Here is a 21,085-nt window from a genome sequence, read left to right as displayed (position 1 = left end):
GCAGCCCTCGGCTCGGGCTATGTGGTGTTCTTCGTCTATTCGGCCCTGTTGGGGGTGTTGGGGATCGTGCTGGTCTTCATCGTCGCCGCGCGCACCGCCGACATGCCGGCGGGCGGGGCGGAGCCTGAAGCCGAGGCCGCCTAGGTCGTCGACAGGCAGATCACCTGGGCCACCCGCAGGTCGCGGCGCAGGGCGTCGGCCACGCGGCCGTAGTTGTCGGTGGTGACGGTCTCGCCCACCGCGAAGCTGGCGGGACGTTCGTGGGCCTCGGACATGGCCGCGCCAAGGGTTTCCGGCGCGGTGGTGTAGATGCGGCCCCGGCGCGGCGCCTCGGCCACCGTCACCCCGATCACCCGGCCCGCGCGATCCAGGGCCGGCGCCCCCGAAAGTCCGGCAAGCGTCCCCTTCAGGCCGTCGGTGCGGCCGGTTTCGGCCCAGACCAGCACCGGCTCGGTCCGCGCGCCCCGGCCGCGCACCACCAGGTTTTCACGCCCCAGCAGCCGCGAGGTGGCCTCCCCCGACTGCCCCTGGGGGAAGCCAGGGTGATAGGCGCGGTCGCCGCGGCGCAGCTTCAGGTCCAGGCCCAGCGGCAGGGGCGGCGCCCCGCCCTCGGTGGTGAGGATCGCCGCCTCGCCGCGCTGGTCGATACTGACCTTGGCGGCCACGCCCCGACCCTCGGCCACCACGATGGCGGCCTGGGTGCAGCCGTCCACGACGTGGCGGGCGGTGACCCAGACCCCACGCTCGGCCACCGAGAAGGCGGTGCCCAGGCCCGGCTCGGCCATCGCCGGAACATCCACCACAATGGACGGGTCAAAGGGCGAAGCGGGCCCCAGGGGCACCCCTTCCTCTCCCGGCACCGGCGGCGGGGGCGGCGGGGCGTCGGCGCGCTCCTGCCGGCCCACGGCGGCGATCAGCAGCGCCAGGACCACAGCCGCATAGACCAGCCAGTCCGGCAGCTTGGGGAAATGCATCGGCCCGCTCAGCCCGCCACAGCGGCGGCGAGGATCAGGGCGGTGGCGAGCTTGGCGCCCACCAGCAGGGCGGCGGCGGACATCTCGCCCTCCTGGATTCTCTGGGGCAGGCCGCGCAGGATCATGTCGACGATGCGGAAGATCAGCAGCTGCACCACCACCGTGGACGCGCCCCAGATGCCGATCTCGATCAGCGAGGTCGACGCCGTCAGCGACACGGCCAGCGGAATGGCCAGACCCACCATCACGCCCGAAAGCGACAGGGCGGCGGCGGAATTGCCCTCGCGGATCAGGGCGATCTCGCGGTGCGGCGTCAGCAGAATGTAGAGCGCGCTGCCCAGGAACAGGATCAGGACCGTCATCCCCGCGTGCAGCAGGGTGATGGGAAAGCCGGTGGCGAAGGCCTGGATCTCAGGGGACTGAAGTTCGGGCGGCATCGGGACCCTTGGGCAAGGAACTGGGGGTCGCCATCGTTAGCACGGACTTTTCGCCGAGGCGAAAGTCGTTCAGGCGACGGGCGAGTCCTCGGCCACGGTCTCCTGAACCGCCTTGCGCCGCGCGCTGGCGCGGACCTTCTCGCTCTCGCTCTTCAACTGGCCGCAGGCGGCCAGGATATCGCGCCCGCGCGGGGTGCGGATCGGCGAGGCGTAACCGGCGCGGTTGAGGATGGCGGCGAATTTCTCGATCGCCCCCCAGTCGGAACAGACATAGTCGGTCCCCGGCCAGGGATTGAACGGGATCAGGTTGATCTTGGCCGGCAGGCCCTTCAGCAGCTTCACCAAGGCCAGGGCCTCGGCCGGGCTGTCGTTGACGCCCTTCAGCATCACGTATTCGAAGGTCACCCGCCGGGCGTTGGACAGCCCCGGATAGGCGCGGATGCCCTCGATCAGCTGGGCGATCGGATACTTCTTGTTCAGCGGCACCAGGACGTCGCGCAGGGCGTCGTTGGTGCCGTGCAGGGAGATGGCCAGCATCGCCTGGGTGCGATTGCCCAGGGCTTCCAGTTCCGGAACCACGCCGGAGGTGGAGACCGTGATCCGGCGGCGCGAGATGGCGATGCCTTCGCCGTCCGAGATGATGTCGATGGCGTCGGCGACATTGTCGAGATTGTAGAGCGGCTCGCCCATGCCCATGAAGACGATGTTGGAGAGCCTGCGGTCCTCCTTCGGCGACGGCCATTCCTCCAGGTCGTCGCGGGCCACCTGCACCTGGGCCATGATCTCGGCGGCGGTCAGGTTGCGGACCAGGGCCTGGGTGCCCGTATGGCAGAAGGTGCAGTTCAGCGTGCAGCCGACCTGGCTGGAAACACAGAGCGCGCCAGCCCGGCCGACGTCAGGAATATAGACGGTCTCCACCTCGATGCCCGGCGCCATGCGGATGAGCCACTTGCGGGTGCCGTCCTTGGACACCTGGCGCTCGACGATCTCGGGCCGGGTCAGGGTGAAGGCCTGCGCGAGCACCGCGCGGGTCTCCTTGGCGATGTCGGTCATCGCCTCGAAATCGGTGACCCCGTAGTGGTGGATCCAGCGCCACATCTGGCCCGCACGCATCCTGGCCTTGGGGGCAGGGACCACGTCGGCGGCGATCAGCGTCTCCACCAGCCCCTTGCGGGTCAGGCCGCAGAGGTTCGGCTTCACGGGCGCGGCCGGGATGGTGGCGCGCGAAAGATCGAGGGTGACGCCCAAGGGGAGGAACTCGCTGGATGGAAGGCCGACCAATATAGGGCCACGCGGCCTCCGCGCCAAATCGCTCAGACGCCGACCCGATCCAAACAAATGTTCGGCGGCGGACTTCCGCCCAGGGAAGGCCTGCGCTAGCGTCCGCCAACTTTCGAAAAACGATGTCCGGGAGACGACGATGAAGGCGCTGCTGAGCAAGACCACCGGGGGTCCTGAGACCCTGTCCTACGAAGACGTGGCCTCTCCGGAAGTCCGTCCCGGCTTCGCCGTGATCAGCACCAAGGCCGTGGGGATCAACTTCCCCGACGTGCTGATGATCGAGGACAAGTACCAGATGAAGCCGCCCCGGCCCTTCTCCCCCGGCGGCGAGCTGTCGGGCGTGGTCAAGGCGATCGGCGAGGGCGTCACCAATGTGAAGGTCGGCGACCGCATCCTGGCCAACACCGGCTGGGGCGGCCTGGCCGAGGAGGTCCTGCTGCCGGCCAACCGCCTGTGGCACATCCCCGACAGCATGCCCCACGACGTGGCGGCGGCCTTCATCCTCACCTACGGCACCAGCTATCACGCCTTGAAGGACCGCGGTCATCTGAAGGCCGGCGACACCATGCTGGTCCTGGGCGCGGCCGGCGGCGTCGGCCTTTCGGCGGTGGAACTTGGCAAGGCCATGGGCGCCCGCGTCGTGGCCGCCTGCTCATCCCAGGAAAAATGCGACCTGGCCATCAAGCACGGCGCCGACGAAGGCATCGTCTATGGCCGCGGGCCCTTCGACCGCGACGGCCAGAAGGCGCTGGGCGCCCTCTTCAAGGAAGCCGGCGGCGCCGAGGGCTTCAACGTGATCTATGACGCCGTCGGCGGCGGTTATGCCGAGCCCGCCCTGCGCTCCATCGCCTGGGAAGGCCGCTATCTGGTGATCGGCTTCGCGGCTGGCGACATCCCGAAGATCCCGCTGAACCTCACCCTGCTGAAGGGCTGCGACATCGTCGGCGTCTTCTGGGGCACCTGGACCACCAAGAATCCCGAGCTGTTCGCCCAGTCGGTGGACGAGCTGCTGGAGCTCTATGCCCAGGGCAAGGTCAAGCCGCACGTCTCGGAGCGCTTCCCGCTCTCCAAGGGCGCCGACGCCATCGCCCACCTGGGCAGCCGCAAGGCCATGGGCAAGGTCGTGGTGACGGTCGACTAGCCCCTCGACGCAGGGGGCGTCCCGCTTTAGTGATCGCCGATCAGTTACAAGACACGGGGAAGCGAAATGGCGGGACGTCTCGAGGGCAAGGTCGCGGTCATCACCGGGGCTGTCTCCGGCATTGGCCTGGGCACGGTCGAACTGTTCGTGTCCGAGGGCGCCTGCGTCATCGCCGCCGACATCCAGGACGAAAAGGGCGCCATGCTGGAGAAGCGTTTCCCCGGCAAGGTCGCCTACGCCCACTGCGACGTCACTCTGGAAGCCGAGATCGAGGCGGCCATGAAGCTGGCCAAAAGCCAATTCGGCGGTCTCGACATCCTGTTCAACAACGCCGGCATCTCCGACCGGATGAGCTCCATCGCCGAGATCACCGCCGACGGCTGGAGCTGGATCTTCGACGTCCTGGTGCGCGGCCCGGCCCTGGGCATGAAGCACGCTGTCCCGCTGATGCTGGAGCGCGGCGGCGGTTCGATCATCAACACCGCGTCCATCGCGGGGCTGCAGGCCGGCTGGGGGCCCATCGCCTATTCCAGCGCCAAGGCCAGCGTCATCCACATGAGCCGCTCGGCCGCGGCCCAGCTCTCGCCGCAGAAGATCCGCGTCAACGCCATCTGCCCGGGCCTGATCGCCACCTCGATCTTCGGCGCCTCGCTTGGCCTGCCCCGCGAGGTGGCCGACCAGATGGCCGCCCGGGTCGCCGACAACGCCGCCAAGGTGCAGCCGGTGCCCAAGGCCGGCATGCCCGACGACATCGCCAAGGCGGCCCTCTACCTGGCCTCCGAAGACTCGGCTTTCGTGTCGGGCACCCACATCGTCGTGGACGGCGGCATCACTGTCGGCAGCCGCCATGCCTGGGACGCCACCGCGGGTTCGCCCTTCGCCGCCCTGTTCGGCGACGCCCTGCCCGGCGCCCCGGGCTAGGGTCGATGAGCCAGGCGCTGGAACTCTCGCGGGGCCTCGACCCCACGAAACTGCGCCCGGCCTTCGAGCGCTTCGGCCGTCTGCATCTGCCCGGAATTTTCCGGGACAAGGATGCGCAGGCCATCCATGCCGCCCTGGTCGCCGCCCCTTACCACCGCTCGCTGACCGCTTCGGGGAAGAGCTACGACATCGCCCTGGACACCCTGGCCGCCATGCCGGCCGAGCGGCGGGCGGAGCTGGAGGCGGCGATCCTGGAGGGTGGCAAGACCGGCTTCCAGTATCAGTTCGACGCCTGGCGGCTCTCGGACCGGATGGAGGCCGGCGAGCGGTCAGGCGGCGCGCTCGATGGGGTCTATGACCTGCTGAACAGTCCCGCCTTCCTGAGCTTCGTGAGGACGCTGACCCGCGACGATCGCTGCGCCTATGTCGACGCCCAGGCCACCCGCTACCGGCCGGGCGACTTCCTCACCGCCCATGATGACGACATCGCCGGCAAACACCGCCTCTACGCCTATGTGCTGAACTTCACGCCAAGCTGGCGGCCCGACTGGGGCGGCCTGCTGGCCTTCCACGACGCCGACGGCCATGTCAGCGAGGCCTACACGCCGACCTTCAACGCCCTGAACATCTTTCGCGTCCCCCAGCAGCATGCGGTGACCCAGGTCGCCAGCTTCGCGGGCGCGCAGCGGCTCTCCATCACCGGGTGGATTCGTGAGCGCTGACGCCGCGGCCAAGCCCGGCCTTTCTCCGAACCTGCACGGCGCTCTGTGGATGGTGGCGTCCGCACTCGGCTTCACGGCCATGACCACCCTGATCAAGTATCTCGGGGACGACTACGCCGCCTCGCTGCAGACCTTCTACCGGCAGTTCTTCGGCTTCCTGATCATGCTGCCGGTGATCGCGCGCCATCGCGGCGCGGCCTTCGCCACCACCCGCCCCGGAATCCTGATCTTCCGCTCGGCGGCGGGCACCATCGGGATGATCCTGTCCTTCTACGCCTTCCAGAAGATGCCGCTGGCCGACGCCAATGCGCTCTCCTTCACCCGCACCCTGTGGCTGGTGCCCCTGGCCTTCTTCGTGGTGCGCGAGCCTGTGGGGCCGCTGCGGATCGGGGCCGCCGTGGTGGGCTTTCTCGGCGTGCTGATCATGCTGCGGCCCGGCGCGGGTCACAGCTTCGCCATCGGCCTGCCGGCCCTGGCCATGCTGGCCTCATCCTTCCTGTTCGCGCTCACCATCACCGGCATGAAGGTGATGACCCGCGACCACGCCCCCATGGTGCTGCTGGTCTGGTCAGCGAGCCTGGGTCTGGTCCTGGCCCTGCCCGGCGCCTTCCTGGCCTGGCGCTGGCCCGAGCCGGTCGACCTGGCTCTGCTGGCCGCCATGGGCGTGCTCGGCACCATCACCCAGGGCTGCTACATCAAGGGCATGTCCATCGGCGACGCCGGGGCCATGGCGCCCATCGACTATATCCGTCTGGTGTTCACGGTGATCGTCGGCTTCGCCCTCTTCCACGAGGTCCCAGGCCTATGGACCGTGGTCGGCGCGGCCGTGGTGGTGGTCTCCACCCTCTTCATCACCTGGCGCGAACATCTGGCCAACCGGGCGAAGGTGGCTGCGGCGGTGATCGTCGAACCGGTCTAGGCGCCGGGTCGCGACGGCTCCGCCCCACGACTTGCGTCCTCGCCCTCTTCCTCGGCGTCGGGATCGCGGCCCTGGCTGCGGTCGAACCATCGCATCACCGGCGTGACCGTGACGCCGTGCAGGAGAATGGACAGAAGGCAGATGAGGCCGACGATGGCCCAGAGGCGGTCTCCTCCTTCGAAGGGCGCGGCGTTGAGTCCGTGGGCCAGATAGTAGAACGAGCCGACCCCCCGGATCCCGAAGAAGGCCAGGATCAGCTTCTCGCGCAGAGGCCTCCGCCATCCGACCAGGCCCAGCAATCCCGTTAAGGGACGAACCACCAAGACGATGAGGAGCGCGGCGGCGACATCCATGGGTCGCAGCGACGCGAGCAGCCCCGAGACCAATGCACCCCCAAACAGCACCAGCACCACCATCATCCCCATGCGTTCGATCTGCTCGATGAAGTCGTGCATCTCGACGTGGAACCTGTGGTCGCGATCCGCGTGCCGGAAGGCGAGCGCGGCGATGAAGACCGCCAGGAAGCCATAGCTGTGCAGCATCTCGGCGACGGCGTAGGAGAGGAAGGTCGCCGCCAGAACGATGAACCCGTCGCGGGTCCCGGCCAGGCGCGAACTGACCGGGAGCGAAAAGGTCAGGCGGCCAAACAGCCAGCCGAGGATCCAGCCGGCTCCGAGGCCCGCCAGCACCTTCCACAGAACACTGACGGCGAGCCATTGGGTCAGCCAGTCGGTTGTCTGGCCCGACGCCGCGAGGGCCAGGGCTATGGCCAGGTTCACGAAGGGAAACGCCAGGCCGTCGTTCAGGCCTGCCTCCGACGTCAATCCGAAGCGGACCTCGTCCTCTCGCCCTTCCTGCGGCGCGCCGACCTGGATGTCGGCCGCCAGCACCGGGTCGGTGGGCGCAAGGCTGCCCGCCAGCAGGATCGCCCCGGCCAGCCCGAGACCCAGGAGGGTGAACCCCAGCAAGGCGATCGCGGCGATCGACAGCATCATGGTGATGCCGAGCAGTCGCCAGGTGACCTGCCATCGCTTCAGATTGAAGATGCGGTCGATCTTCAGGCCCGCCCCCATCAGGGCGATGATCACCACGAACTCCGTCAGCCTCTCGGTGACCGACGGATAGGCCTGGGGCAGGGGGTTGAGCCCGACCTGCGGCAGACTGAAGAGACCCGCCCCGAGGACAATGCAGACGATCGGCAGGGACAGCGGAGCCCGTCGGATGACGAGGGGCAGCCAGGCGACCAGCGCCACCAGGGCCCCGATGACAAACAGGACGAGGATGTAGGGGTCAGGCATCGAGGTCCGAACGGCTGGGCGGAAGGTGCACTAATGCGTGAGCAGCCCCGAGGTCGCGAGCCGGGCCTCGATCTTCCGCCGGGGCGCGGCGGGCCCCTGCCTGTGGGATCGGGCGATGTCGATGGCTCAGGTCATGGGGAAATCGGCGCCGGCGCAGGGAAGACCGCCATTGCGGCCGGGGGCAGGCTGTCGGCCTTGAGCTTAGCCGCCCTTCATCCGCTCGAGAAACCCCTTGGCCGCCTCACGGTGCCTGGGCTTCAGGTTCTTTCCCACCACCGCCATCATGGCGGCGAACACCGCGGCGTCATCTGTGAAGCCGATCACGCCCAGGATGTCGGGGATCGCGTCCGTCGGCAGGACGAAATAGGCGAGCGCCGCCATCATCAGGCCCTTGGCCGCCTTCGGCGTCGCCGGGTCGCGGGCGCAGTACCAGACAGAGAGCAAGTCGTCGGCGAAGGGGACCTGGGCGGCCACCCTGCGGAACTTGGGCCAGAAGCCCTCCGCCACCCGCTGCTCGTTCACCTTCTGCACCGCCGGGACCAGGGCGTGCTTCGGGTCGATCGCCGCGCGGGCGTCGAAACCCTCGCCATTGACGTGGCGTGACGCTTTTGACTTGCCGCTCATCGGTCTAAAGCCTCGGGGGAAACAAGACCTAGTCTAATCAGAACCGGGAGCGACGCGTCCATGAAACTCAATTCCTCTATCGCCGCGGTTGTCACCGGCGGCGCCTCGGGCCTCGGTGAAGCCACGGTCCGCCAGTTGGCGGCCCAGGGCGTCAAGGTGGCCATCTTCGACATGAACGAAGCAACCGGCGAAGCGGTCGCAAAAGATGTCGGCGGCGTCTTCTGCAAATGCAACGTCACCTCCGAAGAGGAAGTCGACGCGGCCTTCGCCAAGGCCCGGGCCGCCCACGGCCAGGAACGTATCCTGGTCAACTGCGCCGGCACCGGCAACGCCATCAAGACCGCCGGCCGCGACAAGGCCACCGGCGCCACCAAGCACTTCCCCCTCGACGCCTTCAACCTGATCATCCAGATCAACCTGGTGGGCACCTTCCGCTGCATCGCCAAGTCGGCCAAGGGCATGCTGGACCTGGAGCCCCTGGAAGACGGCGAGCGCGGCGCCATCGTCAACACCGCCTCAGTGGCGGCCGAGGACGGCCAGATGGGCCAGGCGGCCTATTCGGCCTCCAAGGGCGGCGTGGTCGGCATGACCCTGCCCATCGCCCGTGACCTCGCCAGCGAAGGCATCCGGGTCAACACCATCCTGCCCGGCATCTTCGACACCCCGCTGATGCGCGGCGCCCCGGAAGCGGTGAAGCAGGCCCTGGCCAACTCCGTGCCCTTCCCCAAGCGCCTCGGCCAGGCCGAAGACTATGCTCAGCTGGCCCTGACCATGATCACCAACGGCTATTTCAACGGCGAAGACGTCCGTCTGGACGGCGCGATCCGGATGGCCCCGCGCTGATCTCACCCACCCGCGGCGGAGGGAACCTAAGGCCACGCTTTACGTTCCCTCCGATTAGGGGTTCGGTATGACCGGAACCCTGAGTGGGGGCGTTGTCGCGTGATGATTGGTCGGTTGGCGCAGCGTTTCGCAGTCGCGATCGAGCGCCCCGCTGTGGGCTATCTGGCCGCCACGGCCGCTGTCGCCGTCGCCGTCGTGCTGCGCGGTCTGGCGGGCCTGTTCATGGTCCTGCCCCCCAACTACATGGCCTTCTACCCCGCCATCCTGTTCGCCACGCTGGTGACAGGGCTGCGAGGCGGCCTGCTCGCCACAGCCTTGAGCGCCGGCGCGGTCTGGATGCTCTGGCTGCCCAAGGCGGGCGTGGAAGAGTCCTGGCGGCTGCAGCATGTCCAACTGCTGCTCTTCGTCGTCACCGCCGCCCTGACGGTCGTCATCGCCAAGGCGCTGCGCCTGGCTATCCAGGAGGGTGCGGCGGTGGAGGCGCGGTTCCGCGCCTTCCAGGAACAGGCTCTCGACGGTTTCGTCATCATGGAGCCCGTGCGGGAAGCCGGCCGGGTCGTTGACTTCAAGTGGGCCTATGCCAACCCCGCGGCCGACCGCATGGCGCCGGGGGGCCAGGGCCTGACCGGTCGCCGGGTCACCGAAGTCTTCGTGGGCGAGACGGCCGCCGACATGGTTGAACGTCTGCGCCTGGCCCTGAACGCCACCGCGCCCGACGAGATGGAAGTCCGCCGGGTGATCGACGGCGCGGAGCGTTGGATGCGATCCTCGGCCATGAAGCTGGGAGACGGCCTGGCGGTCAACTTCCATGACATCACCGACCAGCGCCTGGCCGCCCAGGCCGTGCGCGAGGCCGAGGCTCAGGCCCGCCGCAGCCGCGACGAGTTCGAGCACATCGCCAACGCCGCCCCTGTGATGATCTGGATGAGCGGTCCCACCAAGGGCGCCGTCTGGTTCAACGCTTCGTGGCTGGCCTTCACCGGCCGGGCCATGGAGGAGGAACTGGCCCGCGGCTGGCTCGAGGAGGTTCACCCCGAGGATCGCGCCCGGGTTCTGGCGACCTATGACGAGCACTTCGCGGCCCGCAACCGGGCGCGCCTGGAGTACCGCATCCTGCGCCACGACGGCGTCTATCGCTGGATCGACGAGGCCGCCGCCCCGCGCTTCGACGACGAGGGCCGGTTCCTCGGCTATATCGGATCCTGCTCCGACATCACCGAGCGCAAGACCGCCGAGACGCAACTTCGCGGCGGCGAGGCCCGGGTCCGCGCCCTGGTGGACTCCCTGCCCCAGCTCCTGTGGTCGGCCCGCCCCGATGGCGACTTCGACTATTTCAGCCCGCAGTGGATCGACTTCACCGGCGTCCCGGCGGCCCAGCACCTGGGCGAAAAGTGGCTCGACGCTGTCCATCCCGACGACCGCGACGACCTGCGGGACGCCTGGTCCCAGGCCCTGCAGGGCGGCCTGCCGTTTGACCTGGAACACCGGCTGCGACGCCATGATGGGGTCTGGCGCTGGTTCAATGCGCGCGCCTCAGCCATTCGCGACGAGGACGGCACGATCCGGCGCTGGTTCGGGTCGTCCTCCGACGTCACCGAGATCGTCGAGGCCCGCCGCCACCTGGAGGAACGCGTCGCCGAGCGAACCCGCGAGCTTGAGGCCAGCCTGGAGGAACGCGCCCGCACCGAGGCGGCGCTGGCCCAGGCCCACCGTCTGGAGACCGTGGGCCGACTGACCGGCGGCGTGGCCCACGACTTCAACAATCTGCTGACCGTGGTGATCGGCGGCCTGGACATGATCCTGAAGAATCCGGCCGACACCGCCCGGGTCAAACGCCTGTCGGAAGCGGCCCTGGCCGCCGGCCGGCGCGGCGAACGCCTCACCCGCCAGTTGCTGGCCTTCTCACGCCGCCAGGAGCTGAAGCTGGAGGTGATGGATGTCGGCGCCCTGATCGAACAGGTCGAGCCCCTGGTCCGCCGCGCGGTGGGGGAGGCCATCGACCTCACCGTCAACTGCGAACCCGGCGTCGGCGCCACCCGCCTGGATCCGGCCCAGTTCGAGGCCGCGCTGCTGAACCTGGTGGTCAACGCCGCCGACGCGGTGGAGGACGGCGGCAGGATCGACATCCTCACCCGCCGCGTGACCCTTGCCGGCGGCGAGATTTCGGGGGCCTCGGCCGGCGACTATGTGGCCGTCAGCGTCGCCGACACCGGGCCCGGCATGAGCCCCGAAGTCATGCAGCGCGCCTTCGAGCCCTTCTTCACCACCAAGGAGGTGGGCAAGGGCACCGGCCTGGGCCTGGCTCAGGTCTACGGCTTCATGAGCCAGTGCGGCGGAACCGTCACCATCGAGTCCGCGCCCGGCGAGGGCGCCACCGTCACCCTCTATGTCCCCGCCATCGACGCGGTCCCCACGGTGGAGCCTGTCCGGGAGCTTACCGACGACAGCTGGGCGGCGGGGACCACCATCCTGCTGGTGGAGGACGACGCCGCCGTGCGCGCCGTCACCGAAAGCCTGCTGCAGGAGATGGGCTGCAAGGTCACCACCGACGTCGACGGGCCCTCGGCCATGGCTCGCCTGAAGACCGGCCAGGCCTTCGACCTGCTGATCTCCGACATTGTCATGCCCGGCGGCATGAACGGGGTGGAGCTGGCCAGCTGGACCCACGCCCAGCGCCCCGACCTGCCCATCGTACTCACCACCGGCTATGCCGGCGACCAGTTCGGAGACGGCGCCGCCGAGATCACCTGGCCCGTGGTCCGCAAGCCTTTCCGAGCAGAACAGCTCAGCGCCGCCGTGCGCGACGCCCTGGGTCGCAGCCAGGCCTGAGGCCTATTGCGACGCGCCCCGGCCCTCGACCCTGACGACATCCACCAGCACGTCGCCGCGCACCAGATGCAGCAGATCATAGCGGTCGATCGTCGGGTCGCAGTGCGGCGCGGTGAACTCGACGCGTTCGCCCCGCGCCACGGTCCTGTGCCGGGGCCGCGTGACCATGCCGTGCTCGTCGCCGAAGAAGCGATACTTGGCGCCGGCCCAGTCCTCCCCCAGGGGTTCTGGCTCCGGGCCGTCGGTGGCGAAGGCCTTCAGGCCGGCGTCCACCGTCACCCAGCGCTCGGCGTTGGCGCTGATCACCCGGCCCTGGACCATCAGGCTGGTCTCGAAGGCGCCGTCGTCGTCCGACCCCAGCGCCTCGCGGTACTCCCGGTCCATGAAGGCGTAGGACCCGGCCTGGATCTCGTTCAGCACCCCCTGGGCCGCGTCAGCGGAGAAGGTGCCGGTGCCGCCGCCCGTCACCAGGCGGATTTCATGGCCCTGGGCCCGCAGCGCCTGAACCACATCGGAGAGTTTGACGATGCCGTCGGCCACGGCGGCGGTGCGTTCATTGGCGCCGGCCATGTGCTGCCAGTGCCCGCCATAGCCCTGGACCCCGATCAGGGTCAGCGACGGCTGGGCGCCGATCGCCGCCCCCACCGCCACCGCCTGGTCGACACTGGAGACGCCGGTGCGTCCCATGCCCAGATCCACATCGAGCACCACCTGGACGGTGACGCCGGCCGCCTGGGCGGCCTGGCCGATCTCGGTCGCGCCATCGGGATGGTCGACGGTGATGGCGAAGTCGGGGTCGATCCCGGCCAGCTTGGCGGCGCGCGCCGCCGAAGGTTCGCCGGCCAGGGACGAGGTGATCAGGATGCCGCGAATACCCGCCGCCGACAGAGCCTCGGCTTCAGCCAGCTTGGCGCAGCAGACGCCCACCGCGCCGGCCGCGATCTGGCGCCGCGCCAGGGCCGCGCACTTGTGGGACTTGGCGTGAGGTCGAAGGGCCAGGCCCGCCGCCTTGGCGCGGCCCGCCATCCGCGCCACGTTGCGGTCGAAGGCGTCGAGGTCGATGATCCCCGCCGGCGTGGGAATTCGCCAGCGCGACCCGGGCTGGCCGATCAGCGCCAGGGACAGGGCGGTGGAGGGTCGGTCGGCCAGGCCGCCGAGCTCAGCGGTGATGGTCTCCAGGGGGCGTTCGGCGCTCATCGGCGGCTGCGTTTCAGGCCGCCCATCAGGCCGCGCATGATCTCGCGTCCCGCGGTGCTGGCCACGGTGCGAAGAAGCTGTTTGGCGAAGGTCTCGCCCATGGACTGGCGGTTCGAGGCGCGGGCCGTGGGTCGACGCGCGGGCGCCGGCTCCTCGCCCCAGGGCGCCGGGGTGGGTTGGGCTCGGCGTTGCTGAACCGGCGCCGCCGCGGCTTCGGCGGCCGCGGCCGTGCGGGCCGCCAGCTTCTCGAAGGCCGACTCCCGATCCTGGGCCTCGTCATAGAGACCCCGCACCGGGCTCTGCGCCATCACAGCGGCGCGTTCGGCGGGGGTCAGCGGGCCGAGCCGGGAATTGGGCGGCCGGATCAGGGTCTTCTGCACCACGGTGGGCGCCCCCTTCTCGTCCAGCATCGAGACCAGGGCCTCGCCGACCCCCAGGGCCTGGATCGCGTCGGCGGTGTCGAAGGCGGGGTTGGTGCGGAAACTGTCGGCGGCGGCCCGCAGGCCTCGCTGCTCGACGGGGGTATAGGCGCGCAGGGCGTGCTGGATGCGGTTGCCCAGTTGGCCCAGCACCGTCTCGGGGATGTCGGCCGGGTTCTGGGTGACGAAATAGACCCCCACGCCCTTGGACCGGATCAGCCGCACCACCTGCTCGACCTTCTCCAGCAGCGGCTTGGGGGCGTCGCGGAACAGCAGGTGGGCCTCGTCGAAGAAGAAGACCAGTCGAGGCTTCTCCGGGTCCCCCACCTCGGGCAACTCCTCAAACAGTTCGCTCATCAGCCACAGCAGGAAGGTGGCGTAGAGCCGGGGGCTGGCGATCAGCTTGTTGGCGGCCAGGATGTTCACATAGCCCCGGCCCGAGCCGTCGGTGCGCATCAGGTCGGAAAGCTGCAGGGCCGGCTCGCCGAAAAGGTTGGCCCCACCCTGGTCCTCCAGGGTCAGCAGCTTGCGCTGGATGGTGGCCACCGTGGCGGCCGAGACGTTGCCGTACTTCGCCCCCAGCGCCTTGGCGTTGTCGGAGGTGTAGGTGAGCGCCGCCTGCAGGTCCTTCAGGTCGAGCAGCAGCAGGCCTTCCTCATCGGCGGCGCGGAAAACCACCGTGAGAACGCCCTCCTGCACATCGTTGAGCTCCAGCATGCGGGAGATCAGCAGCGGCCCCATCTCGGAAACCGTGGCGCGGATCGGGTGGCCCTGCTCGCCGAACAGGTCCCAGAACACCACGGGCGCGGCGGCAGGGCGCATTTCCAGGTTCATCACCTTGGCGCGAGCCAGCATTTTTTCGTTGGGTGTTCCCGCCGCGGCGATCCCACAGAGGTCGCCCTTCACGTCGGCGGCGAAGACCGGCACGCCCGCGTCCGACAAGCCTTGCGCCAGGGCCTGAAGAGTCACTGTCTTGCCTGTGCCCGTCGCGCCGGCCACCAGGCCGTGCCGGTTGGCGCGGTCCAGCCGCAGGCTCTCGATATGATCGGAAAACCCGATCAGGACACCGTCGTCGGCCATGGGAACGCTCCTTGGAACTGTCGCGCCACGCTATCGCCAGCCGCCCCGTGTCGCCACGGGCAAGCGCAAACAATTGTCACGCGCGAGATCATTTCGCCAAACCCCGGAGATTTGGCTCAGCCTTGCCGGCCCAACCGAAATTCCCATGAACTACGCAGCATCGTCCCGGCGAAATCAGCGTACTGCTGACGCTGATTGACGCCGCCCGCGACCCCAAGGACAGTCGGCCCCATGCCCGCCGCCGTACAGACTTCAACCGTTTCCCGCACCTGCCTGGTCATTCTGGCCGTTATCGCGACAGGGGCCGCCATCTTCTGGCTGGCCGACATCCTGACCCCGCCGGCCATGGCCATGTTCCTGGCCATCGTGATCGACGGCTTCGCCCGGGTCCTGAAGCGACGCCTCCCCTGGATTCCGGGCCGCGCGGCCCTGCCCTTGGCCATCATGGTCTCCATTCTGCTGTTCGGCACGGCTCTGTTCGTGATCGCCGACAATGGCGTCAGCTTCGCCACCCAGCTGGTCACCTACACCCCAAAGCTCAACAGCCTGATCGCCCAGGTGGCCGCCGCCGCCGGAACGGGTGTCGCCCCCACCATCGACCAGTTGTTCATGCGACTGGACCCCAGCAAGTACATCGGCGACGTGGCGCGCGGGTTCCAGAACTTCGCCTCCAACGCCCTCTTCATTCTGATCTATCTGGGCTTCATCATCGCCTCTCGGCACGCCTTTGAGCGCAAGCTGGTCGGGCTGTCGGACAACCGAGCCGCGCGCCGTGAGGCCGTCGAGGCCTTCCAGCGCATTCGTGACGGGGTGGAGCAATATCTCTGGGTCCAGACCGTCACCGGCCTGATGATCGCTGTGGCCTCCTGGGTCGTCATGGCGGTGATCGGCCTCGACAATGCGGTGTTCTGGGCCTTCCTGATCTTTATCGCCTCGTACATTCCGATCATCGGCGGCGCCGTGGGCATCCTGGCGCCGCCGATCTTCGCCCTCATCCAGTTCGAGCCGTTCTGGCCGGCCCTCGTGCTCCTGGGCGTTCTGCAGTTGATCCAGTTCGTGGTGGGCAATGTGGTGTTGCCGCGCATGCAGGGCGACAGCCTGAACATAGACCCGGTGGTGGTCCTCCTCAGCCTCGCCTTCTGGGGCGCCATCTGGGGTGTGGCCGGCATGTTCCTTTCCACGCCCCTGACGGTGATGGCCATGGTGATCCTGGCCCAGTTCGATGGAACCCGCTGGGTCGCCGTCCTGTTGTCCGCCGACGGGGAACCCGAGAAACTGCGAGACCGGACGGCGCCGTTCGCAGCCGACGAGAAGTCAAAACCGAAACGCAAGCCTGCCGTCACGCAAGCGTGAGACGGGCTGCAACACCGGGGTCTTAAACTTGGCCGTTCAATGCCTATCTGAGTGTGGCTCGGGCAAGACCCGACACCTCGACGCCCGCTTTCTCAGCCCCCGGGTGACGCGAGGACCGAGTGTTTCGCCACCCCCCCTAGGCGGAACCAGGCGCCGCCGGACACTCTCCTCCGGCGGCGTTCTCGCGTCCGGAGCCCGTCGATGACCCGCCGCACGAAATTCGCCAACGCCCTGATCAAGGCCTTCCTGGCCCTGGTTCCGGAAACCGACGCCTGCCGCACCTTCGTCGAGCAGGCGGCCGCCGACGCCGCGCCCGACGAACTGCCCGAGCTGCAGACCGAGGATCTGGCCGCCGCGCTCGCCGACTTCTGGACCTTCGCGGAAACCCGCAAGGGCAAGGCCCCGGCCATACGCCTGGTGCATGGCGAGGGCGGTCTCGACCTGCTGGAAATCGTGCAGAACGACGCGCCGTTCCTGGTGGACAGCGTCATGGCGGAGATCGCCGATCAGGGCCTGTCGGTCCGGGCCATGTTCCACCCCATCGTCGCCGTCTCGCGCGACAAGAAGGGGGTCCGCGCGGCGACCGGAACGCCGCTCCGCGAATCCATGATCCAGGTGCTGCTGGAGACCGTGGGCAAGGACCGCGAGGCCGCTCTGCTGACGGGCCTCAAGACCACACTGGCCGATGTGCGCGCCGCGGTCGACGACTTCCCGGCCATGCTGGACCTGATGGCCCGCGCCATCGCCGAACTGCAGGCCGCGGCCCGGAGCGAGGTTCGCGATGAGGAGATCGCCTTCCTCTCCTGGCTGCACAACGAGCACTTCGTCTATCTCGGCGCCCGGGTCTACGAGTACCCCCGCCTGAAGAATGGCGACTACGCGCCGGAAGAGCCCCTCTTCCAGCCGCAGGACGGCCTGGGCGTGCTGCGAGATCCTGCGCGCACCGTGCTGCGCCGCTCCTCCGAGCCCGCCGTGCTGACCGCCCAGATCCGTTCGCGCCTGACCGATCCGCCGGTGACGGTGGCCAAGGCCAATCTCCGCTCCCGGGTCCATCGGCGCGGCTACATGGACTATGTGGGGGTCAAGCGCTACGGCGCCGACGGCAAACCCAGCGGCGAAATCCGCTTCGTCGGGCTGTTCACATCAGAAGCCTATGACGAACCGGCGCACGACGTGCCTCTGCTGCGGGCCAAGGTCGCCCACATCCTGGCCAAGGCCGGCGCCGCGCCGGGCAGCCACAACGAAAAGCGCCTCCGCAACATCGTCGAGAACCACCCGCGCGACGAGCTCTTCCAGGCCAGCGAGGCCGACCTGCTGGCCGCCTCGCTCGCCGTCCTGCACCTCTATGACCGTCCGCGGGTCCGGGTGTTCGAACGTCGCGACCCCTATGACCGCTTCGCCTCGATCCTGCTCTACGTGCCGCGCGAGCGCTACGATTCGGAGCTGCGGGCCAAGGCCGGCGAGATGCTGGCCAGGGCCTATGCCGGCCGGGTCTCGGCCTACTACCCCTATTTCTCCGACGCGCCTTTGGCGCGGGTCCACTTCATCATTGGCTTCACGCCAGGCGACCATCTCGACCCGGACCTGAGGCTGGTGGAAGCCGAGATCGCCCAGGCCAGCCGCACCTGGGAGGATCGGTTTGACGCCGCGACCCGCGCCAGCGGCCGGCCCACGGCGGAGGTCGCCGACATCCTGGGCCGCTATGCGAACGCCTTCCCGGCCGGCTACCGAGACCGCTATGACGCCGCCGAGGCCCTGGCTGACCTGGCGGTGATCGACAGCCTGGAGCCTGAGGAACCCGTCCGCGTCCGCGCCTATCGCCGGCCCGGCGACGGCAAGACCCGGTTCCGCTTCAAGCTCTATCGCCCCGGCGCCCCGGCGCCCCTCGCCGATGTCCTGCCGATCCTGGAGAACATGGGCCTGAAGGCCATGGTGGAGACCGGCTTTCCGGTCACCCGCGCGGGCGCCGATCCGGTCTGGATCCACGACTTCGAACTCGACGACGAGCGCGGCGAGCACCTGATCTTCGCCGAGGTCAAGGCCGCCTTCGAATACGCCTTTGTCGCGGTCTGGAGCGGCAAGACCGAGAACGACGGCTTCAACCGCCTGGTGCTGGAGCTTTCCATCACCTGGCGCGACGCCGCCCTCATCCGGGCGCTGGCCCGTCACCGCCAGCAGTCGGGCCTCGACCCCAGCCAGCGGGTGCAGGAAGAGGCGCTGTCAGCGCATCCGGGCGTCGCCCGCCTGATCCTGGATCTCTTCCGCACGAAATTCCATCCGGCGATCAATGTCAGTCTGGAGGCCCGCCAGACGCAGGCCGCCGCCGTGATGGCCGAGATTGTCGAGGCCCTGCAGCTGGTTGAAAGCCTGGACGACGACCGAGTGCTTCGACGCCTGGCCCTGCTGGTGGGCGCCATCAAGCGCACCAACTACTACCAGCCCAATCCCGACGGCTCGTCCAAGCCCTATATCAGCTTCAAGGTGGCGTCGGGCGAACTGGCCGACCTGCCCCTGCCCAAGCCGTTCCGCGAGATCTTCGTCTGGGCCACCCATGTCGAGGGCGTCCACCTGCGCTTCGGCCCCGTGGCCCGCGGCGGCCTGCGCTGGAGCGACCGGCGCGACGACTTCCGCACCGAGGTCCTGGCGCTGGCCAAGGCCCAGAACACCAAGAACGCGGTGATCGTCCCCGTTGGCTCCAAGGGCGGCTTCTATCCCAAGCAGCTTCCCAAGGGGGGCGCGGCCGACGCGATCCGTGCGGAAGGCGTCCGCGCCTACACGACGTTCCTGCAGGGCCTGCTGGACATCACCGACAACCTGACCCCCGACGGCAAGGTCATCCACCCGGAGAACGTCGTGGTCCACGACGCCGACGACCCCTATCTGGTGGTCGCCGCCGACAAGGGCACCGCCACCTTCTCCGACATCGCCAACGGCGTCGCCGAGTCCTACGGGTTCTGGTTGGGGGACGCCTTCGCCTCGGGCGGGTCGGCGGGCTACGACCACAAGGTCATGGGCATCACCGCGCGCGGCGCCTGGGAGGCGGTGAAGCGTCACTTCCGCGAACTGGGCAAGGACATCCAGAGCGAGCCCTTCACGGTGGTGGGGGTCGGCGACATGTCCGGCGACGTGTTCGGCAACGGCATGCTGCTGTCGCCGGCGACCCGGCTGCTGGCGGCCTTCGACCACCGGCATATCTTCCTCGACCCCGATCCGGACACTGCCGCCAGCTATGCCGAGCGGGCTCGCCTGTTTGAGCTGCCGCGCTCCTCCTGGGACGACTATGACCGTCAGCTGATCTCCAGGGGCGGCGGGGTCTTCCCGCGCAGCTTGAAGTCCATCCCGCTCTCCGCCGAAGTCCGCGCCATGCTGGAGATCAGCGCGGAGACCGCGACGCCGGCCGAACTGCTCTCAGCCATCCTCAAGGCGCCCGCCGAACTGCTCTATCTCGGCGGCATCGGCACCTATGTGAAGGCCCACGCCGAGGGCCACCTGGAGGTCGGCGACAAGACCAACGACGCCTTGCGGGTCAACGGCTCGGATCTGCGGGTCAAGGTGGTGGGCGAGGGCGCCAATCTGGGCCTGACCCAGGCCGGCCGCATCGAGTTCGCCCTGGCGGGCGGCAAGATCAACACCGACGCCATCGACAACTCGGCCGGGGTCGATAGCTCCGACCACGAGGTCAACATCAAGATCGCCACCGGCATCCTCGAACGGACCGGCGTCCTGACCCGGCCCCGGCGCGACAAGCTGTTGAAGTCGATGACCGACGACGTGGCGGCCCACGTCCTGGCCCATAACTACGACCAGACCCTGGCCCTCTCCCTGATGGACCTGGACGCCCCCGGCGAGCTCGAACCCCATGCCCGCTTCATGTCCAAGCTGGAATCCGAGGGTCGGCTGGACCGCACGGTGGAGGGCCTGCCCGATCTCGCCGTCATCGCCGCCCGCGCCGAGGCCGGCCTCGGCATGACCCGCCCCGAGGAGGCTGTCCTGCTGGCCTATGGCAAGCTGGAGCTGTCCCACGACATCGTGGCCTCCCGAGCCCCCGATGATCCGCACTTCGAGGCGGTGCTGGAGGGCTATTTCCCGAAGGGCCTGCGCAAGTACGACGACGCCCTGCGCCGCCACCGCCTGCGCCGCGACATCATCGCCACGGTGGTCGCCAATGACGTGGTCAATCGGTGCGGCCCGAGCTTCCCCTCGCGGCTTATGGCGGCGGCGGCCTGCGACATCCGCGCCTTCGTCGCTGGCTATGAGGCCGCCAAGGCGGTGTTGGAGCTGCCGGCCCTCTGGGACACGGTCGCCGCCCTGGATCCCACCATCCCCGGCCAGACTCCCGCCGCCGGCCAGATGGCCCTGTTCCGCCGGCTCGCCTACACGCTGCGGGGCGAGAGTTTCTGGCTGGCCCGCCGCGCGGCCCGCACCGGCGCCGGTGTGGCCGACCTCGTCAAACGCTACGGCCCCGGCACCGCGATCCTGCGCAGGCTAGGCGCCGACGTGTTGTCGGACGTCGAGCAGACCCGCACCCAGGCCCAGATCGACCGGCTGGTGGAGGCCGGCGCTCCGGAGGCGCTCGCCGTCCAGGTGGCCAACCTGCAGCCGCTCACCACGGCGGTGGACCTGGTGGACCTGGCCGAGGCCTCCTCCTGGGCCCTGCCCAATGTGGCCCGGCTCTATCACCAGACCGGGGCGGTCTTCGCCTTCGATCGCCTGCGCGCGGCGGCCGGCGGGTTCACGGCCGGCGACGGCTTCGAACGCACCGCCGTGCGCCGCCTGCTGGAGGACCTGCTGGCCGAGCAGGCGGTCCTGACCCGCTCGATCATGGCCTTCGCCGCCGGCGCCCAGGCGGGCGAGACGCCGGAGGCCGCCCGCAAGGCCATCGCCTCCTGGACCGCCCTCCGCCGCGAAGCCGCCGAGGCCGCCACCAGGTCCATCGCCGAGATCGAGGCGGCCGGCGGCGGTTGGACCTTCGCCAAGCTCACCATCGCCAACGCCGCCTTGCGGGAGCTCGCCGCCAACGCCACGGAGGGGGTCGCCAAGCGGTAAG

The 21,085-nt window shown here is 69.0% G+C and carries 15 protein-coding genes; 8 read left to right on the top strand and 7 right to left on the bottom strand.

All coding sequences use genetic code 11. The annotated features are described in order from the left end of the window. Positions 1-140 precede the first annotated feature (140 nt). The 3 genes from AAC997_RS03875 to rlmN form a co-directional block, all read right to left on the bottom strand. Positions 141-974: a serine protease gene (locus AAC997_RS03875; RefSeq protein WP_340644384.1), complete on the bottom strand. Its 834-nt coding sequence runs from the start codon at positions 972-974 to the stop codon at positions 141-143. Between the two features lie 8 nt (positions 975-982). Continuing rightward, a complete protein-coding gene (locus AAC997_RS03870) occupies positions 983-1,411 on the bottom strand; it encodes a DUF350 domain-containing protein (protein ID WP_340644383.1) in 429 nt (142 codons plus the stop codon). Positions 1,412-1,480: 69 nt separating this feature from the next. Beyond that, on the bottom strand, positions 1,481-2,659 hold the full coding sequence (gene rlmN, locus AAC997_RS03865) for a 23S rRNA (adenine(2503)-C(2))-methyltransferase RlmN (protein WP_340644382.1): 1,179 nt from the start codon (positions 2,657-2,659) through the stop codon (positions 1,481-1,483). 172 nt (positions 2,660-2,831) lie between these two features. Here rlmN and AAC997_RS03860 point away from each other — a divergent pair, with 172 nt between their 5' ends. From AAC997_RS03860 to AAC997_RS03845, 4 genes are all read left to right on the top strand, one after another. Beyond that, the gene (locus AAC997_RS03860; protein WP_340644381.1) at positions 2,832-3,833 is read left to right on the top strand and encodes an NADPH:quinone oxidoreductase family protein; all 1,002 of its coding nucleotides are present in this window, start codon (positions 2,832-2,834) and stop codon (positions 3,831-3,833) included. A gap of 66 nt (positions 3,834-3,899) precedes the next feature. Beyond that, complete coding sequence (locus tag AAC997_RS03855) at positions 3,900-4,754, top strand: glucose 1-dehydrogenase (RefSeq protein ID WP_340644380.1); 855 nt, start codon at positions 3,900-3,902, stop codon at positions 4,752-4,754. 5 nt (positions 4,755-4,759) lie between these two features. After that, positions 4,760-5,476 (top strand): 2OG-Fe(II) oxygenase family protein, encoded by a 717-nt coding sequence (locus AAC997_RS03850; protein WP_340644379.1) that lies wholly within the window; start codon positions 4,760-4,762, stop codon positions 5,474-5,476. A 49-nt stretch (positions 5,477-5,525) separates the two neighbouring features. Continuing rightward, positions 5,526-6,395 (top strand): DMT family transporter, encoded by an 870-nt coding sequence (locus tag AAC997_RS03845; RefSeq protein ID WP_340644386.1) that lies wholly within the window; start codon positions 5,526-5,528, stop codon positions 6,393-6,395. Here AAC997_RS03845 and AAC997_RS03840 read toward each other — a convergent pair. Then, positions 6,392-7,693, bottom strand: coding sequence for a cation:proton antiporter (locus AAC997_RS03840; RefSeq protein ID WP_340644378.1), 1,302 nt, complete (start codon positions 7,691-7,693; stop codon positions 6,392-6,394). The two genes, AAC997_RS03845 and AAC997_RS03840, sit on opposite strands and share 4 nt — an antisense overlap. 201 nt (positions 7,694-7,894) lie before the next feature. Continuing rightward, on the bottom strand, positions 7,895-8,317 hold the full coding sequence (locus tag AAC997_RS03835; RefSeq protein ID WP_340644377.1) for a YkvA family protein: 423 nt from the start codon (positions 8,315-8,317) through the stop codon (positions 7,895-7,897). Positions 8,318-8,377: 60 nt separating this feature from the next. Here AAC997_RS03835 and AAC997_RS03830 point away from each other — a divergent pair, with 60 nt between their 5' ends. Continuing rightward, on the top strand, positions 8,378-9,160 hold the full coding sequence (locus tag AAC997_RS03830) for an SDR family NAD(P)-dependent oxidoreductase (RefSeq protein ID WP_340644376.1): 783 nt from the start codon (positions 8,378-8,380) through the stop codon (positions 9,158-9,160). A gap of 114 nt (positions 9,161-9,274) precedes the next feature. After that, positions 9,275-11,989: a PAS domain S-box protein gene (locus AAC997_RS03825; RefSeq protein WP_340644375.1), complete on the top strand. Its 2,715-nt coding sequence runs from the start codon at positions 9,275-9,277 to the stop codon at positions 11,987-11,989. A gap of 3 nt (positions 11,990-11,992) precedes the next feature. On the opposite strand, the gene AAC997_RS03820 is transcribed toward AAC997_RS03825, so the two are convergent. Next, positions 11,993-13,186, bottom strand: a complete 1,194-nt coding sequence (locus tag AAC997_RS03820) for a DSD1 family PLP-dependent enzyme (RefSeq protein ID WP_340644374.1) — start codon at positions 13,184-13,186, stop codon at positions 11,993-11,995. After that, the gene (locus AAC997_RS03815) at positions 13,183-14,685 is read right to left on the bottom strand and encodes a helicase HerA-like domain-containing protein (protein WP_340644373.1); all 1,503 of its coding nucleotides are present in this window, start codon (positions 14,683-14,685) and stop codon (positions 13,183-13,185) included. Before AAC997_RS03815 ends, AAC997_RS03820 begins: the two co-directional genes overlap by 4 nt. A gap of 231 nt (positions 14,686-14,916) precedes the next feature. On the opposite strand from AAC997_RS03815, the gene AAC997_RS03810 reads away from it, so the two are divergent. Both AAC997_RS03810 and AAC997_RS03805 read left to right on the top strand, forming a co-directional pair. Beyond that, the gene (locus AAC997_RS03810; protein ID WP_340644372.1) at positions 14,917-16,038 is read left to right on the top strand and encodes an AI-2E family transporter; all 1,122 of its coding nucleotides are present in this window, start codon (positions 14,917-14,919) and stop codon (positions 16,036-16,038) included. 201 nt (positions 16,039-16,239) lie between these two features. After that, complete coding sequence (locus tag AAC997_RS03805) at positions 16,240-21,084, top strand: NAD-glutamate dehydrogenase (protein ID WP_340644371.1); 4,845 nt, start codon at positions 16,240-16,242, stop codon at positions 21,082-21,084. The last annotated feature ends 1 nt before the right edge of the window (position 21,085 follow it).

It is taken from the genome of Phenylobacterium sp. (genome assembly GCF_037968635.1).
Classification (GTDB): domain Bacteria; phylum Pseudomonadota; class Alphaproteobacteria; order Caulobacterales; family Caulobacteraceae; genus Phenylobacterium.
The sequence above is the reverse complement of the archived record's forward strand: the minus strand, read 5'-3'. Positions and strand labels throughout refer to the sequence as shown.